At 70.8% G+C, this 15,739-nt stretch carries 14 protein-coding genes and 1 pseudogene; 8 read left to right on the top strand and 7 right to left on the bottom strand.

What is annotated here, in order from left to right:
* Window positions 1-1,087: cbb3-type cytochrome c oxidase subunit I (locus DMB66_RS00265; RefSeq protein WP_199751592.1), on the top strand; the 1,087-nt coding region annotated here is incomplete at its 5' end.
* A gap of 462 nt (window positions 1,088-1,549) precedes the next feature.
* On the opposite strand, the gene DMB66_RS00260 is transcribed toward DMB66_RS00265, so the two are convergent.
* From DMB66_RS00260 to DMB66_RS00245, 4 genes are all read right to left on the bottom strand, one after another.
* The gene (locus DMB66_RS00260; RefSeq protein ID WP_125801937.1) at window positions 1,550-2,836 is read right to left on the bottom strand and encodes an MFS transporter; all 1,287 of its coding nucleotides are present in this window, start codon (window positions 2,834-2,836) and stop codon (window positions 1,550-1,552) included.
* A 68-nt stretch (window positions 2,837-2,904) separates the two neighbouring features.
* Window positions 2,905-3,486, bottom strand: coding sequence for an isochorismatase family protein (locus DMB66_RS00255; protein WP_125801936.1), 582 nt, complete (start codon window positions 3,484-3,486; stop codon window positions 2,905-2,907).
* Between the two features lie 15 nt (window positions 3,487-3,501).
* Entirely contained in the window at window positions 3,502-4,788 is a 1,287-nt protein-coding gene (locus DMB66_RS00250) for a nicotinate phosphoribosyltransferase (RefSeq protein ID WP_125801935.1), read from the bottom strand.
* A gap of 44 nt (window positions 4,789-4,832) precedes the next feature.
* Window positions 4,833-7,424, bottom strand: a complete 2,592-nt coding sequence (locus tag DMB66_RS00245; RefSeq protein WP_125801934.1) for a LuxR C-terminal-related transcriptional regulator — start codon at window positions 7,422-7,424, stop codon at window positions 4,833-4,835.
* 327 nt (window positions 7,425-7,751) lie between these two features.
* On the opposite strand from DMB66_RS00245, the gene clpS reads away from it, so the two are divergent.
* A complete protein-coding gene (clpS, locus tag DMB66_RS00240) occupies window positions 7,752-8,042 on the top strand; it encodes an ATP-dependent Clp protease adapter ClpS (protein ID WP_125801933.1) in 291 nt (96 codons plus the stop codon).
* Window positions 8,043-8,062: 20 nt separating this feature from the next.
* Complete coding sequence (locus tag DMB66_RS00235) at window positions 8,063-8,572, top strand: DUF2017 domain-containing protein (RefSeq protein WP_125801932.1); 510 nt, start codon at window positions 8,063-8,065, stop codon at window positions 8,570-8,572.
* 7 nt (window positions 8,573-8,579) lie between these two features.
* Here the strand turns inward: DMB66_RS00235 and DMB66_RS00230 are convergent, their stop codons facing one another.
* Window positions 8,580-9,440 carry an aldo/keto reductase gene (locus DMB66_RS00230; protein ID WP_125801931.1) on the bottom strand — a complete coding sequence of 287 codons (861 nt, stop codon included), beginning with the start codon at window positions 9,438-9,440 and terminating at the stop codon, window positions 8,580-8,582.
* 108 nt (window positions 9,441-9,548) lie between these two features.
* Here DMB66_RS00230 and DMB66_RS00225 point away from each other — a divergent pair.
* The 4 genes and pseudogenes from DMB66_RS00225 to DMB66_RS00210 all read left to right on the top strand — a co-directional run bounded on the left by DMB66_RS00225 (window position 9,549) and on the right by DMB66_RS00210 (window position 12,877).
* A pseudogene (locus DMB66_RS00225) lies at window positions 9,549-10,051 on the top strand (Mov34/MPN/PAD-1 family protein).
* A gap of 65 nt (window positions 10,052-10,116) precedes the next feature.
* The gene (locus DMB66_RS00220; protein ID WP_125801929.1) at window positions 10,117-10,431 is read left to right on the top strand and encodes a MoaD family protein; all 315 of its coding nucleotides are present in this window, start codon (window positions 10,117-10,119) and stop codon (window positions 10,429-10,431) included.
* Between the two features lie 5 nt (window positions 10,432-10,436).
* On the top strand, window positions 10,437-11,402 hold the full coding sequence (locus DMB66_RS00215; RefSeq protein WP_125801928.1) for a PLP-dependent cysteine synthase family protein: 966 nt from the start codon (window positions 10,437-10,439) through the stop codon (window positions 11,400-11,402).
* 242 nt (window positions 11,403-11,644) lie between these two features.
* On the top strand, window positions 11,645-12,877 hold the full coding sequence (locus tag DMB66_RS00210; RefSeq protein WP_125801927.1) for an IS110 family transposase: 1,233 nt from the start codon (window positions 11,645-11,647) through the stop codon (window positions 12,875-12,877).
* A 54-nt stretch (window positions 12,878-12,931) separates the two neighbouring features.
* Here the strand turns inward: DMB66_RS00210 and DMB66_RS00205 are convergent, their stop codons facing one another.
* Window positions 12,932-13,366 carry a hypothetical protein gene (locus DMB66_RS00205; protein WP_125801926.1) on the bottom strand — a complete coding sequence of 145 codons (435 nt, stop codon included), beginning with the start codon at window positions 13,364-13,366 and terminating at the stop codon, window positions 12,932-12,934.
* Window positions 13,367-13,657: 291 nt separating this feature from the next.
* On the opposite strand from DMB66_RS00205, the gene DMB66_RS00200 reads away from it, so the two are divergent.
* On the top strand, window positions 13,658-14,404 hold the full coding sequence (locus DMB66_RS00200; protein WP_125801925.1) for an MBL fold metallo-hydrolase: 747 nt from the start codon (window positions 13,658-13,660) through the stop codon (window positions 14,402-14,404).
* Window positions 14,405-14,499: 95 nt separating this feature from the next.
* Here the strand turns inward: DMB66_RS00200 and DMB66_RS00195 are convergent, their stop codons facing one another.
* Entirely contained in the window at window positions 14,500-15,705 is a 1,206-nt protein-coding gene (locus DMB66_RS00195; protein ID WP_199751589.1) for an RNA-guided endonuclease TnpB family protein, read from the bottom strand.
* Window positions 15,706-15,739 lie beyond the last annotated feature (34 nt).

The following is a 15,739-nucleotide window of genomic DNA, read 5'->3' as shown; positions in this document are numbered from 1 at the left end:
TCCGTTCCTGGCCGCCGCGCTGTTCGCGCTGGCCGCCGACCGGGTGCTCGGCGCGCACGTCTTCGACGTCGAAACCGGCGGCCCGATGCTCTGGCAGCATCTGTTCTGGTTCTTCGGCCACCCCGAGGTCTACATCGTCGCGCTGCCGTTCTTCGGCATCATCACCGAGGTCATCCCGGTCTTCAGCCGCAAGCCGGTCTTCGGCTACAAGGGCCTGGTCGGCGCGACCCTGCTGATCGCGGCGCTGTCGATGAGCGTGTGGGCGCACCACATGTTCGTCACCGGCCAGGTGTTGCTGCCGTTCTTCAGCTTCCTGAGCTTCCTCATCGCGGTCCCGACCGGCATGAAGTTCTTCGTCTGGATCGGCACGATGTGGCGCGGCCAGATCAGCTTCGAGACGCCGATGCTGTTCGCGATCGGCTTCCTCGTGACGTTCCTCTTCGGTGGCCTGTCCGGCGTGCTGCTCGCGGCCCCGCCGATCGACTTCCACGTCTCGGACTCATACTTCGTCATCGCGCACTTCCACTACGTGCTGTTCGGCACGATCGTGTTCGCGGTGTTCTCGGGCATCTACTTCTGGTTCCCGAAGATGTTCGGCCGAATGCTCGACGACCGGCTCGGGAAGATCCACTTCTGGCTGACCTTCCTGGGCTTCCACGCGACGTTCCTCGTGCAGCACTGGCTGGGCGCGGAGGGCATGCCCCGGCGCTATGCGGACTACCTGCCGAGCGACGGCTTCACCTTCCTGAACACGTTCTCGACCATCGGCTCGTTCGTGCTGGGCGCGTCCACGCTGCCGTTCCTCTACAACGTGTGGAAGTCGTACAAGGTCGGCCAGTTGGTGACGGTCGACGACCCGTGGGGCGCGGGCAACTCGCTGGAGTGGGCGACCTCCAGCCCGCCGCCGCTGCGCAACTTCGACCGGATGCCGCGCATCCGCTCGGAGCGCCCGGCCTTCGACGCCAAGTTCCCGGAGCTCGCGGCGGGCGCCCAGTCGCTCGCCGGCCCACCGGAGGGCGGCGCCCGGCCGCTGACCGCGGAGTCGGACGGCGGCGCGACCTACCAGGAAGACCGCGGCAAGCACTGACCGAAGCACAAAACCGGCCCGCCCCCGCCAGGGAGCGGGCCGGTTCGGTCTATCTGCTCGGAACCGTTTCCTCCGCGAGACGGGTGGTCCACACGCGGGCACCGGCGTCGGGCGCGCGGACCTTGTTCCCGGATACCGGGCGTTGCGTACCACGGGGTGAACGTTCCGTCTCACACTCCGGCACCTAGCCCCTCAAAACACCCCATTCCGTCCGTCGATGAAGCGTTGGTGAGCCGGCGAGGATCTCGCACCGATCGGGCACCGGTGCGACACAAGATCGGTCCGATGGTGGGTGGTCGGGACCTGGGACCTGCGTCACTGACCACGCGGTGGGCGAGTCATCGCGTTCACGGTCTGCCGGTGAGGGCCCGGCCGGAGGTGGTCCTGCGGCATGCCCGCACGCCGTGCCGCGCGTCGCGCGTGCCGCGATCTTGGGCTAGCCGGGCGGTCGGCTTCCTGCCGTCAGTGTGTCGGGGCTGTGGCCTCCGGGCTGGGGAGCTCGACCGCCGGGCCGGCGGCGCCCGAGGCGAGGGGGTCGGCAGACTCGTCCGCCGGGTCCGTGGCCTCGTCCGCCGGCTGCTCGCGGCGCCGGCGTAGCTCGGCCGGGAGGGCCAGCGCGGCCACCACCAGGCCCACGCCACCCACGGCCGTGAAGCCCCAGGCCGGCGACCAGGTGTCCATCACCACCCCGGCCAGCGGTGCGCCCAGCGCCACGCCCACCGTCAGTGACGAGTTGTGCAGGCCCATCGCCTCACCTCGCGCCGAGGCGGGGGTGAGCCTGCTCACCGCGTCCGCCGTGGCGGTGATCGTCGGGGCGCAGAGCGCTCCCGCCGGCAGCAGCAGGAGCGCGAGCAGCCACCAGTGGCCGCCGGCGAGGCCGACCGGGATCGTGAGCAGGGCCATCGGGGCGAACAGAACCAGCGGGGGCAGGCCCCGCTTCACCGTGCCGTAGGAGAAGCCGCCCAGCAGCGAGTATGCCGCCCACAGGCCGAGCACCGCCCCGGTCCACTCGACCTCGCCGGAATTTTGCAACACCGCCACCACGGCCACGTCCGTGCCGCTCAGGACGAGGGTCGCGGCGCTGCTGATCGCCAGGACGGCCACCAGGCGGGGCTTCAGCCACGTGTTGCGGGGCACCCGCTCGCCGGCCGAGATCGGGGTTTCGTGCTTGCCTCGGATCGGTGGGTTCAGCAGGTACAGGCCGATGCCGGACAGCAGGATGCCGCCGCCGACCGCGAGCATCGCCACCCGGGGGCCCGCGGTGGTGCTGATCAGCACACCCAGCGCCGGGCCCGCCATGAAGGACAGCTCCGTGGTGATCGAATCCAGGGCGAAGGCCGGCAGCCGATGGGACTCGGGCGCCAGCGCCGCGATCGACTGCCGGGCGACCGAGAACGCCGGCAGCGTCAGGAAGCCGCCCAGCAGCGCCGCGATCAGCAGCGCCCAGTACGGCATGGCCTGGGCCGTCGTCCAGAACGTCAGCTCGGCCAGCGTGGTCAGCACCAGCACCGGGCGCAGGCCCTTGCGGTCGGTGATCCGGCCCAGGACCGGCGCGCCGATCGAGCTGCCGACGGTGAAGGCCGCACCGACCAGGCCCGCGGCGCCATAGCCGAGGTGTAGATCGAGGGTCACGTGCAGCGTCAGGGTGACCGTGCCGGCCGTGATCGGGATGCGGGCCAGCGTCGCCATGAGGAGCAGCGAGCGGATCCCGCGCAGGGCGAGCGTTTCCCGGTAAGGCGTGAGTGTCATTGCGGTCCTAACCTCCGCCGGTCAGTCTCCAGCAGGGGTGTGACATCCCCAAGCCGGTTAGACCTAGGTCACGCGGGGCCGGGCAGGACCACCGGGCTGCCGGTCGTGGCCACCGAGGCCTCCCCGAACTGCGCCAGCGCCGCGTCCGTGGTGGCCGCGGCCACCCCGGCGGTCAGCTCCAACAGCACCGTGGTGGCGAAGCCGGCCCGCTGAGCGTCCAGCGCCGTGGCCCGTACGCAATGGTCCGTGGCGATGCCCACCACCTCGACCTCGGTCACCGAGCGGGCCCGGAGCCAGTCCGCCAGCCCTTCGCCATCGGTGGTGTGTCCCTCGAAGCCCGAATACGCCGCGGCGTGCGCACCCTTGTGGAACACCGCCTCGACCCGCGCGGTCTCCAGCGCCGGGTGGAAGGACGCCCCGTCCGTGCCCACCACGCAGTGCGGCGGCCAGGTGTCCACGAAGTCCGGGTGCGCGCTGAAGTGCACCCCCGGGTCCACGTGGTAGTCCTTCGTCGCGACGACGTGGTCCCAGGTGCCCGACTTCAGGGCCGCCGAGATCCCCGCGGCCACTCCCGCCCCGCCTTGCACGGCCAGGGAGCCGCCCTCGCAGAAGTCGTTCTGGACGTCGACGATGATGAGCGCGCGCGACATATGGTGAAAACCCTCTCAGGCGGTCGGGACGACGGTTACCGGGATCGCCGGATCCCCGGCGGAGAGCTTCAGGCCCTCCCACGGGATCGAGATCAGGCACTGGCGCAGGTGGTCGCGGGAATCGGTCAGGGCCGGCAGCGGTGCGACCTCGCCGCCCACCACGAAGGAGCGCTGCAGCAGCCGGTCGTTGGTGCGGTGGTCCGGGACGCCCTGCGACACGACGATCTCCTCGGTGGCCGTTCCCGTGGGCTTGTGCCGCCGGATGGCGGTCTTGCGCCCGCCGACCGTCGCCTTGTTCTCCGAGCGCTTCACCACGGCCCGGCCTTCGACCTCGACCAGCTTGTAGACCAGCCCGGCCGTCGGCGCGCCGGAGCCGGTCACCACCGCCGTGCCCGCGCCGTACATGTCGACCGGTTCCGCCGCCAGCGTCGCGATAGAGTATTCGTCCATGTCGCCGGAGACGATGATCTTCGTCTCGGTGGCGCCGAGCGAGTCGAGCAACTCGCGGGAGTGCTGGGCCAGCACCGACAGGTCGCCCGAGTCGATGCGGACCGCGCGCAGGCCCGGTCCGGCCACGGAGATCGCGTTGCGGATGCCCTGGGCGATGTCGTACGTGTCCACCAGCAGCGTCGTGTTCTTGCCCAGCGCCGCCACCTGCGAGGCGAACGCGGCCGGCTCGTCGTCGTGCAGCAGCGTGAACGCGTGCGCCGACGTGCCCGTGGTGGGGATGCCGTAGCGGCCGCCGGCCGCGAGATTCGACGTGGAGGCGAAGCCGGCCAGGTAGGCCGCGCGGGCCGCGGCCACGGCGGCCTCCTCATGGGTGCGGCGGGAGCCCATCTCGATGATCGGCCGGCCGCGGGCGGCGGTGACCATCCGGGCCGCACCCGCCGCGATCGCGCAGTCGTGGTTGAGCACCGACAGGATCAGCGTCTCCAGCACCACGCACTCGGCGAAGCGGCCGGAGACCGTGAGGATCGGGGAGCCCGGGAAGAACAGCTCACCCTCGGCATACCCGTCGATGTCGCCGGTGAAGTGGTAGTCCGTGAGCCAGCCCGCGGTGGCCTCGTCGACGATCCCGGACCGGCGCAGGAAGTCGATGTCCTCCGGCGCGAAGCGGAAGTCGCGGATCAGCTCCATCAGCCGGCCCTGCCCGGCGGCCACGCCGTAGCGCCGCCCGGTCGGCAGCCGCCGGGCGAACACCTCGAAGACGCTACGGCGGTTGGCCGTCCCGTCCTTGAGGGCGGCACTGACCATGGTCAGCTCGTACTGGTCGGTCAGCAGCGCGGGAGCGAAGTCGGTCACTGATCCACCTTAGGCGTGCTTTCTCGGCGGCGGCAGACGGAGGCCTAGCGGGGGAGCAAACGGAGCGCCGGAGCCAGCTCGACCCGGCCGTTCACGCCCAGCTTGGTGTAGACGCGCTGGAGATGATTTTCCACGGTGCGTGGCGACAGGTAGAGCCGGTCGGCGATCTCCCGGCTGCGGACGCCCTCGGCGGCCAGCTCGGCCACCTGGCGCTCCCGGACCGTCAGCGTGGGCTGGATCGCCAGCAGCGCCGGGGTCCGCAGGGTGCCGCAGCGGCTCAGCACGTCGGCCATCAGGGTGCTCGCGGCCAGCGCCCGCGGATCCCGGGCGGTGCGGAAGATCCGGACCGCGCCGGCCGCCGTCTCCGCCGCGAACACCAGGTAGCCCAGCACGGCGAACTCGCGGGCCACCGCGAACAGCTCCTCGGCCGCCCCGGTCGCGGCGGCCTCGGCGTGCCGGATCACCAGGGCGGTGGCCCGGCCGCCGACCACCGGCGCCAGCTCCGCGAGCCGGGACGCGGCCAGCTGCGGCTCTCCGAGCCGGACCAGGTCGTAGAGGGCGAGCAGCTCGTGGGCGTGCAGGCCGTCGGCCCGCAGCCGGGCCGCGGCACGCTGCAGGACGCGTACGGCCGCGGCCAGCTCGCCTTGGCACGCCAGCGTCCACGCCCGGGCCTGCTCCTGCCACGGGTAGTAGCGGCCGAGGGCGGTGCCCGTGACCGACTCGGCGGTGGCCAGGGACTCGGCGGCGGTCCGGCTCTCGCCGCGCAGGGCCGCCACGTGGGCGCGGGCGAAGTGGGCGCTGCCGTCGTAGACCCGGGCCGGGGCGAGGGCCGCGCAGGCCTGCTCCGCGGCGTGCAGGGCCTCCTCGGTCTGTCCCCGCAGCAGACTCGCCTGCGCCTGCAGCAGCGACACCCAGCCGGAGCCGAAACCGAAGCCGCCGGCCTGGGCGAGGTGGGCGAACTCCGCCGCCAGGATCCGGTCGATGCCGGGCAGGTCGAGGGCGGCGCTGACCCGGGTGCCCTCGGCCATCTGCAGGGCGTACTGCAGGTTCGGGGTGTCGCGCCGCCAGGCCGCCGTGTCGGCCTCGACCGCCGCGATGAGCTCGGCGCTGCCGGCGGAGTCGCCGCCGGCCGCCAGCAGATACGCCAGCACGCAGCGGGCCAGCGCGCGGGTCGCGACGCCCGCCGCCGGCTCGTCGAGCGCCTCCCGGGCGAGGCGCCGGGCGGCGGGCAACTCGTCGAGCTGGAGCCGGATGAGGGCTTCGAACGCCCGGATCCGGGCGGTTTCCGCCGGGTCGGCCAGCCGGGCCGCGGCGAGGGTGTCGGCCGCCTCGGCCCGGCCCAGGCCGAAGAACTCCACCGCGGCCCGCGCGGTGAGCCGGCGGGCGCTGTCGTCCGGGTTTTCGTCCAGGACCGCCAGCGCCTCCTCCGGGCAGTCGGCGAAGAGCAGCACGGTGGCCAGCAGCTCGGCGGCGGCCCACCCGGCCCCCGCGTCGCAGGCCGCCGTGGCCAGCCGCCGGGCCAGGTCGATGTCGAACCGGCCGAACGCCTGCCGGGCCGCGTCGAGCAGCAGGGCGCCGTCCTGCGCCGTACCCGAGTCGAGCCGCCAGAGCGCGACCCGCAGCACATCGTCGCGGCGCCGGGCGCCGGCGCCCTCGACCAGATCGGCGAGCTCGGCGAGCAGCCGCTGCGACCGGGTCACCGGGCAGCGGCGGCGGACCACCTCGCCGTAGAGCGGGTGGGCCAGCCGCACCTCCCGGCGGCGCTCGTCGGCGACGACCCGGAGCAGGCCGCGCTCCTCGGCGGCCTCCACGTCGGCGGCCGCGGCCGCCCGCAGCAGCAGGGTGAGGCCGACCGGCTCGCCGAAGGAGACCAGCTCCAGCACGTCGCGGACGCCGGGGGTGAGCCCGCGGATCCGGGCGCCGACCAGGTCGGCCAGGCTGGGCGCCAGGGTGAGCCGGCCGGTCCAGCGCCAGAACCCGTACGTCTCGATCAGCTCGCCCCCGCCGACCGCGGCCAGCACCAGCTCGCGCAGCAGTAGCGGATTGCCGCCGCCCAGGCGGATGAGCCGCCGCGCGGAGCCCGCCTCGACCGGCCCGCGCACCAGCGCCGTCAGCAGCTCGCGCGACTCGTCGTCGGTCAGCGGGTCCAGCTCGACGTGGCCGACCAGGCCCTCTGTCCACAGCGCGCTGATCGGCGGCGGCACCGGCTCGGCGGTGCGCAGCGTGCCGAGCAGGGTGGCACCCTCCCGGACGAGCAGGTGGGCCAGCGCGGCCGACGGCGGGTCGAGCAGGTGGGCGTCGTCGACGGCCAGCACCATCGGCCGGTCACCGGACTCGGCGTGCAGCCCGTCGACGGCCCAGCGCAGCAGCCCGGCGGGGGAGAGGCCCGCGGGCGGGTCGGCCGGCAGGATCTGGGCCAGCCCGCCGAACGGCAGCCCCGAGCTGGCGATGTTCGCCGCGGCGCAGTACACCGCGTGGTGCTCGGCGGGCAGCCCGGCGACGGCCTCGTGCAGCAGGCGGCTCTTGCCGATGCCGGCGCTGCCGCTGAGGATCAAGCCGTGCTCCGCGTGCCCCGTCGCGGCGCTGGTGAGCCGGGTCAACTCGTCGGCGCGGCCGACGAATCCCCAGTGCTCCACCCGGCCAGCATATCGAGATCAGTCACCTTCAGGTCACCGCACGTGCCATGTTCGAGAATGAGTAACACGGGATGAAACGGTGAGTATTCCGGCATCTGTCCGGTTCCGCGCCCGTCCCATACGGTTCGGCGGTGCCGGCGCGACTGCCCGGGCCCAGCCTGGCGGGGCGGGTCCGGGCGCCCGCCGGCCCCAACCGGTGTTTGCGCCGGTGAGCGGTGTTTTCCGCGGGCGCGGCGCAGTCTCGGGGCTGCGTCATCCCGCCCTTTTCGACGCGCTCGGCCTCCTCGGTTCGACCCCCGCCCGAATCGGCGTGGCACGATGGGGGGCATGGCGTTGCCTCAGGTCGCTCCCGCAGAGACGCCGCAGATCGAGGAGGTACCGGCTGATGACCGGCCGTGGGTGACCATCGTCTGGGACGATCCGGTCAATCTGATGTCGTATGTGACCTGGGTGTTCCAGAAGCTTTTCGGCTACAGCCACGACCGGGCCGAGCAGCTGATGATGGATGTGCATAACAAGGGCAAGGCGATCGTTTCGACCGGCGCGCGCGAGCGGATGGAAATGGACGCTGCGCAACTCCACGGCTACGGTCTGTGGGCGACGGTGGATCGAGCGTGAGTGAGCGGGTGAAGTGAACGATGTTCCGACGTAACGGGAGCCAGTGCGTGGCCACCTTCGCCATCGACGAGGTGCGTGTGTTGCGCAAGGTCGCCGGCGAGGTCGTGGGCCTGCTCATGGACGGTTTCGACCACACCGACCCGGTGGTCGGCCGGCTCTTCCCGGACATCTACCCGGACCGGCCCGACGACTCCGCCGAGTTCCGCCTCTACACCGAGGGTGACATCAAGACGGGCAAGATCGACCAGGCCGGGGCGATCCTCGCCGCGCTGCCCGACGACGGCCCCGGCGAGGTGCGCCTGGACGGCGAGGAGGCCGAGGCGTGGCTGCGGGCGATCAACGACGCGCGGCTGGCCATGGGGACCCGGCTCGACATCCAGGGCGACACCGACCTCAGTGACGAGCTCGACGAGGCCGTCGTGCGCGACCCCGCGTCGAGCCGGGTCTTCCAGCTCTCCGTCTACGCATACCTGGGATATCTGCAGGAATCCCTGCTCAACGCGCTCCCGGAGATCGAGGAGCGGCGCTAGCCACCCGTCAGGCCCGGTCGAGCCGGGCCAGTTCCTCGCCGGTCAGCTCGACCTCCGGGGCCCGGGCCGAGTCGGTGATCGACTCCGGACGGCTGGCGCCCGGGATCGGGATCACGTGCGGGCTCTTGGCCAGCATCCACGCCAGCGTCACCCGCTGCGGGCTGACCCCGTGCGCGGCGGCGACCTCGGCGAATGCGGCGAACCTGCGGCCCAGCTCACCGGCCCTGGTGATCCCGCCAAGCGGCGACCACGGCAGGAAGGCGATGCCCAGCTCGTCGCAGAGGCGCAGCTCGTCCTCCGAGGAGCGGAACGCGGGGGAGAACTGGTTCTGCACCGAGACCAGCCGGTCGCCGAGGATCTCCCGCGCCTGGCGGATCTGCCCCACGCTCGCGTTGGAGATGCCGGCCTGCCGGATCTTGCCCTCGGCGAGCAGCTCACCCAGGGTGCCGACGGAGTCCGCGTACGGGACCGCCGGGTCGGGGCGGTGGAACTGGTAGAGGCCGATCGCGTCGACGCCGAGCCGCTTGAGTGAGCCCTCGACGGCCGCGCGCAGGTGCGCCGGGGAGCCGTCGACGGTCCACGAGCCGTCGCCGGGGCGCAGGTGGCCGCCCTTGGTGGCGACCAGCACGCCGGAGGTGTCGCCACCCCAGCTCGCCAGCGCCTGCGCGATCAGCGTCTCGTTGTGCCCGACGTCGTCGGCATGCAGGTGGTAGGCGTCGGCCGTGTCGATCAGGGTCACGCCGGCGTCGAGCGCGGCGTGGATGGTCCGGACCGAGCGGGCGGTGTCGGGGCGCCCCTCGATGGACATCGGCATGCCGCCGAGTCCGACGGCGCCGACCTGGGTGTTTCCGATGGCACGCTGCTTCATGCTCCTTTCGTACCCCTGCTCGCGGCTTTCGTACCGCTGCTCACGACGGGTGCGCACGTGAGCACTGCCACGTCCGGTCCGGGGCGCGGTCACGGTAATGTGAACGGTGTGCTGACCATCGACAGCGCGATCGTCAACGCGATCGTCGCCCACGCCCGCCGGGACCACCCCGACGAGGCCTGCGGGGTCGTCGCCGGGCCCGTCGGCAGCGACCTGCCGACGCGACACATCGCGATGGACAACGCGGCGCGTTCCATGACGTTCTACGAGTTCGACTCGATGGAGCAGCTGCGGGTCTGGCGCGAGATGGACGACAACGACGAGGAGCCGGTGGTCATCTACCACTCGCACACCGCGACGGAGGCGTATCCATCCCGCACCGACATCTCCTTCGCCGGCGAGCCGGGCGCGCATTACATGCTGGTCTCGACCCGTGAGCCGGAGTCCGAGGAGATTCGTTCGTTCCGTATCGTGGACGGTGTGGTGACCGAAGAAGAGGTCAACATCGTGGATGCGACGGTGGACGCGTGAGTGGGAGTGCGGACGGCTTCGCCGTCCAGTCGTACATGTTCGGGCAGAGCCCCGCGTCGGTCTATTACGAGTGTCGCTGACGCGACCTCTGACGACCCTGCCCTCGAACTTTCTCGACTTTCTCTTTACTAGGAGCATCACAGTCATGGCTATCGAAGTCCGCGTTCCGACCATCCTGCGCAGCTACACCGGTGGCTCGAAGGTCATCGAGGGCGCCGGCGACACGCTCTCCGGCCTGATCGACGACCTGGACGCCAAGCACTCGGGCCTCAAGGGCCGGCTGCTCACGCCCGAGGGCGGTCTGCACCGGTTCGTCAACGTGTATGTCAACGACGAGGACGTCCGCTTCCTGGGCGCGCTCGACGCCAAGCTGAACGACGGCGACTCCGTCACCATCCTGCCGGCCGTGGCCGGCGGCGCGCTGGGCTTCGCCGCCGCGGCGGCCCTGCTGCGGAGGTAGCCGTCGTGGCTCGCTACGAGAGCCTGCTGGACGCTTGCGGGGGCACGCCGCTGGTCGGCCTGCCCCGGCTGTCGCCGACGGTGCCCGAGGGGGCGCCGCCGGTGCGGCTCTGGGCCAAGCTCGAGGACCGCAACCCGACCGGCAGCATCAAGGACCGCCCGGCGCTGTTCATGGTGCGCGAGGCGGAGGAGTCCGGGCGCCTGCGCCCCGGCGACACCATCCTGGAGCCGACCAGCGGCAACACCGGCATCTCCCTGGCCATGGTGGCCAAGCTGCGCGGCTACCGGCTGGTCTGCGTGATGCCGGAGAACGTCTCCTCCGAGCGGGTGCAACTGCTCCGAATGTACGGCGCGGAGATCATCTTTTCGCCGGCCGCCGGCGGCTCCAACCAGGCGGTCGCGACGGCGAAGCAGATCGCGGCCGAGCACCCGGACTGGGTCATGCTCTTCCAGTACGGCAACGCGGCCAACGCCCGCGCCCACTACGAGACCACCGGGCCGGAGTTGCTGCACGACCTGCCGACCATCACCCACTTCGTGGCGGGCCTGGGCACCACGGGCACGCTGATGGGCACCGGCCGGTTCCTGCGGGAGAAGGTCGAGGGCATCCAGATCATCGCCGCGGAGCCGCGGTACGGCGAACTGGTCTACGGCCTGCGCAACATCGACGAGGGCTACGTTCCGGAGCTCTACGACGCGACCGTGCTGAACAGGCGTTTCTCGGTCGGCACCCGGGACGCGGTGCTGCGCACCCGGCAGCTCGTCGAGGTCGAGGGCATCTTCGCGGGCTTCTCCAGCGGCGCGATCCTGCACGCGGCGCTGGCGGTGGCGCACGAGGCGGTCAAGGCCGGCCAGCGCGCCGACGTGGCGTTCGTGATCTGCGACGGCGGCTGGAAATACCTCTCCACCGGAGCCTACGGCGGCACCCTGGCCGAGGCCGAGGACGCGCTCGAGGGTCAGCTCTGGGCCTGAGCACGAGGCGGGGTGGCCGGCCCCCCGTTACCTTTTTCGCAGCCCCAACCGGGGTTGCAGGCCACCGGCCGCGGCATGACTTAGTCCCCCTGTTGTCCATGATCTGGGGGGTGTTGTCACCGGGGTCCGGAGGGTGCCAGTGACCGCTAATAGAGACCTGACCGCTTCTTGGTCTGTTCGTAACGTGGCTGCCGGCGCGAGGCATCGAGGCGGCCTGCTCCGTACGAGCAAGGGACCAGGCGTTGACCGAGCAGGACGGCAGCACCGACCGGTACGACGTGTACTGCGGAGTAGACGTCGGTAAGAGCGAGCACCATGCGTGCGCGCTCAACCCCGCCGGCAAACGCCTACACGACAAACCGCTGCCCAACGACGAAGACGCCTTGAAGGAGGTCCTCGGCAAGCTTCAGACCCGCGGCCGGGTCTTGGTGATCATCGACCAACCGGCCTCGATCGGCGCCCTGGTCATCGCCGTGGCCCGCATGATGGGCATCGAGGTCGCCTACCTGCCCGGCCTCGCGATGCGCCGGATCGCCGACCTGTACCCCGGCGAAGGCAAGACCGACGCCCGCGACTCGTTCATCATCGCCGACGCCGCCCGCACGATGCCGCACACCCTGCGCCGGATCGGCACCGACGACGAAACCGTCGCCGACCTGACGGTCCTGGCCGGCTACGACGACGACCTCGCCGCCCAGTCCACCCGTCTGAGCAACCGGCTACGCGATGCCCTGCTGCACGTTCACCCTGCCCTGGAACGCTTGCTGGGTAAGCACTTCGACCGCCCCGGCGTCCTGGAACTGCTCGTCGCAGCCTCGACCCCGGACGCCCTGGCACGGCTGACCCCGCAGGCCATGACCGAGATCATGAAGCCCCGCTCGCCGCGGCTTGCCAAGACCCTGCCCGCGAAGATCCGCACCGCTCTCGACGAGCAGAGCGTCATCGTCCCGGGCACTCAGGCGTTCGGGCGGGTCATCTCCGGACTCGCCACCCAGCTGCGTGACATCCACCTCGAACGGGCATCCCTCGGCGCCGAACTCGAAGCACGCCTACAGGCCCACCCTCTGCACGAGGTCCTGACCTCGATGCCCGGACTCGGGGTCAGGACCAGCCTGAAGATCCTCACCATCGTCGGTGACGGCTCCGCGTTCCCCAGCGCCGCTCACCTGGCCGCCTACGCCGGCCTGGCCCCGGTGACCCGCCGGTCCGGAACCTCGATCAAGGGCGAGACCCGGTCCCGGCGCGGCAACCGCGCCCTCAAGAACGCGCTGTTCCAATCCGCGTTCGCGAGCCTCGCCGACCCGACCAGCCGCACCTACTACGACCGTAAAAGAGCCGAGAAGAAGAAACACAACGCCGCCATCGTCTGCCTCGCCCGACGACGCACCGACGTCATCTACGCCATGCTCCGCGACAAGCAGCCCTACCAACAACCCAGCACCGAAAACCCCACAAAACACACCGCTGCCGCTTGACAAAGATCATAGAGACACCCCCCCGCCCGCGCGGCAGCAGCGGTGGTGGCGGCCTCAGTAGGCCACGGCGAGCATGATGTCCGCGATCAGCGGCAGCGCCGCGCCCAGCAGCAGCAACCAGGGCAGCACCCGCCGGTGGATGGACAGAAACGCCCCCACCGACAGCGCCACGCTGACCATGCCCAGGAAGGCCAGCACCGGCACGTACCAGCCGGGCGCCCCGCCGCCGATCTGCGAGACCAGGCCGCGGATGCCGATGCCGACCCCGGCCAGGCCGAGCAGCGACGCGTAGAGGGACATGGCGAGCAGCCGCCGGGTGCCCGGTGCCGGGTCGTCCGGAGTGGGGAAGCGGAAGTAGACGTCGCCGTCGGTCTCGTCCACCTCGCCGGCCGCCGCGGGTTCCCAGCCGAACGGGACCACGTCCGGGGCCGGGGAGTCCTGCACCGGGATGCGTGTTCGTCTCGGCTCTCGCACGTCCGTCGTCGCCACTGCGCTCCTCCGTTATGCCCGGTGTGGTCCCTTCACCGAGTGCAACGAATGCGACTCACAGGGCGTAACGGATGGGATAATGATGCAGGTCACGACGGGTGTGACATAGGTTGTCGATTTGGCGACAAATCGATCAGACGTTTACCTGACGCGCTGGTCCCGGCGTAGGCTGCGCAGCGTGATTGACTGGTCTGCCGTCTCGACCAAGGACCGATTCCTGGGGGCAAAGGACTTTCAAGGAGCATTGGTCTTGGGCGAGTGGACGACCGAGCGTGAACCAGAGGAACCCGCATGCGACTGACCGTTCTCGGCTGTGCCGGCAGTTTTCCCGGCCCCGAGTCGGCTTGTTCCGCCTACCTCGTCGAGGCAGAGGGTTTCCGGCTGCTGATCGACTTCGGGTCCGGATCGTTGTCGGCGCTGCAGCGATATGCGGGCATCGGTGCGGTCGACGCGATCATGCTGACCCACCTGCACTGCGACCACATGCTGGACGCCTGCACCTACGTGGTGGTGCGCCGCTACGCGCCAGGAGGCCCGCTGCCGCCGTTGCCGGTGTATGCCCCGCCGGGCGCGGCGGAGCGCATCTCCGCGGCCTACAGCGCCGACAACGAGCCCGTCGACGACGTCTACACCTTCTACGGGCTGCAGCCGGGCACGTTCCCGATCGGCCCGTTCACCGTGACCGCGGACCGCGTCAACCATCCGATCGAGACGTACGGGGTCCGGGTCGAGCACAACGGCCGGGTGCTCGCGTACTCATCGGACACCGCGCCGTGCGAGGCGCTGCTGCGCCTGGCGCAGGGCGCGGATCTCTTCCTGTGTGAGGCGAGTTACCTCGACGGCGTGGCCAACCCGCCCGACCTGCACCTGACCGGCGGCGAGGCGGGTGCGGCGGCCACCAAGGCGGACGTCGGCAAACTGCTGCTGACCCATCTGGTGACCGCCTGGGGCAGCGAGGCCTCTACTGTGGAGGCCGCGTGCGCCGCCTTCACGGGTCCGGTGGAGGTCGTCCGCCCGGGAGCCCGCTACGATCTCTGAGCTTGCCGAGGGGACGGCACGAGCGGACCACCGACCTCGAAGTGACCTTGGAGTGCCCTTACCGTGGAGTGCCCAGCTTGACCTCCTCCATCCACCTAAAGGCGGAGGACTCCAGCGGTCACCCGCCGGGTTTCCTGCTTCATCACCGGCTGCCTCATCCGGGAGGACTCCCGTTGAGGTCTTCCACCAGCTCCACAGGCAGCGACCGAGAGCCCCTCGGCCAGAATGTTGCGGGCCGCGTTGACGTCCCGGTCATGCACGATGCCACACCGGCACGTCCAGGACCGGACGTTCAGCGGCATGGTCTCGGCCAGCGCACCGCACACCGAGCACAGCTTGCTGGACGGAAACCAGCGGTCGACCACGACCACGTCCCGGCCGTGCCACTCAGCCTTGTACTCCACCATCGTGCGGAACTGCCGCCAGGCCGCGTCGGAGATGGCCCGGGCCAGGCGGTGGTTCTTGACCATGTTGCGCACGGTCAGATCCTCGATCACGATCGTTTGGTTGTCACGAACGAGCCGAGTCGTCAGCTTGTGCAGGTGATCGCGGCGCCGGTCGGCGATCCGGGCATGGATACGGGCCACCTCGAGCCGGGCCTTGGCCCGGTTGCGGGAGCCTTTCTCCTTGCGGGCCAAGTTCCGCTGGGCGCGGGCCAGCCGTTCCCGGTCGGCGCGTTCGTGTCGCGGGTTGGCGATTTTTTCCCCGGTATTCAAGGTGAGCAGGTGGTCCAGGCCGGCGTCTACGCCGACCGCGCCACCGGCCGTGGTCTCGCCGATCACATCGTCGCAGAGCAGGGACACGAACCACCTCCCGGCCGGGTCCTGGCTGATCGTGACCGTGGACGGCGACACACCCTCGGGCAGCGGCCTCGACCACACCATGGCCAGGGGTTCGGTCATCTTCGCCAGGGTCAGCAGGCCGTCGCGGTAGCGGAACCCGCTGGCGGTGTACTCCGCCGACTTGGGCGAACGCTTCCGGCTCTTGAACCTCGGATACCGGGCGCGTTTGGCGAAGAAGTTCGTGAACGCCACCTGCAGATGCCGCAACGCCTGCTGCAACGGCACACAGGAGACCTCGTTGAGGAACGCCAACTCCTCGGTCTTCTTCCACCCGGTCAGCAACGCCGAGGTCGCGTTATAGCTGACCCGTTCCTGCCGCAGTGTCCACGCCTCGGTCCGCGCCGACAGGGCCAAGTTGTAGACCTTCCGGACACACCCGAACGTCCGAGCCAGCTCGGCAGCCTGCCCCGGACTCGGGTAGAACCTGTACCGGAACGCCCGCTTCACCGCCCTGGACACGATCCACAGACTAGTCACCCCGCTAGTGCCAACC

The sequence above is a fragment of the Actinoplanes sp. ATCC 53533 genome (assembly GCF_003947245.1).
Note: the sequence above shows the minus strand (reverse complement) of the source record. Positions and strands in the feature narration are given on the sequence as shown.

Bases quoted from the DNA above. Each gene is read 5' to 3' on its own strand.
- DMB66_RS00220 (WP_125801929.1), top strand. From the start codon at position 10,117: ATGGCTATCGAAGTCCGCGTTCCGACCATCCTGCGCAGCTACACCGGT.
- DMB66_RS00230 (WP_125801931.1), bottom strand. From the start codon at position 9,440: ATGAAGCAGCGTGCCATCGGAAACACCCAGGTCGGCGCCGTCGGACTC.
- DMB66_RS00255 (WP_125801936.1), bottom strand. From the start codon at position 3,486: ATGTCGCGCGCGCTCATCATCGTCGACGTCCAGAACGACTTCTGCGAG.
- DMB66_RS00200 (WP_125801925.1), top strand. From the start codon at position 13,658: ATGCGACTGACCGTTCTCGGCTGTGCCGGCAGTTTTCCCGGCCCCGAG.
- clpS (WP_125801933.1), top strand. From the start codon at position 7,752: ATGGCGTTGCCTCAGGTCGCTCCCGCAGAGACGCCGCAGATCGAGGAG.
- DMB66_RS00235 (WP_125801932.1), top strand. From the start codon at position 8,063: ATGTTCCGACGTAACGGGAGCCAGTGCGTGGCCACCTTCGCCATCGAC.
- DMB66_RS00260 (WP_125801937.1), bottom strand. From the start codon at position 2,836: ATGACACTCACGCCTTACCGGGAAACGCTCGCCCTGCGCGGGATCCGC.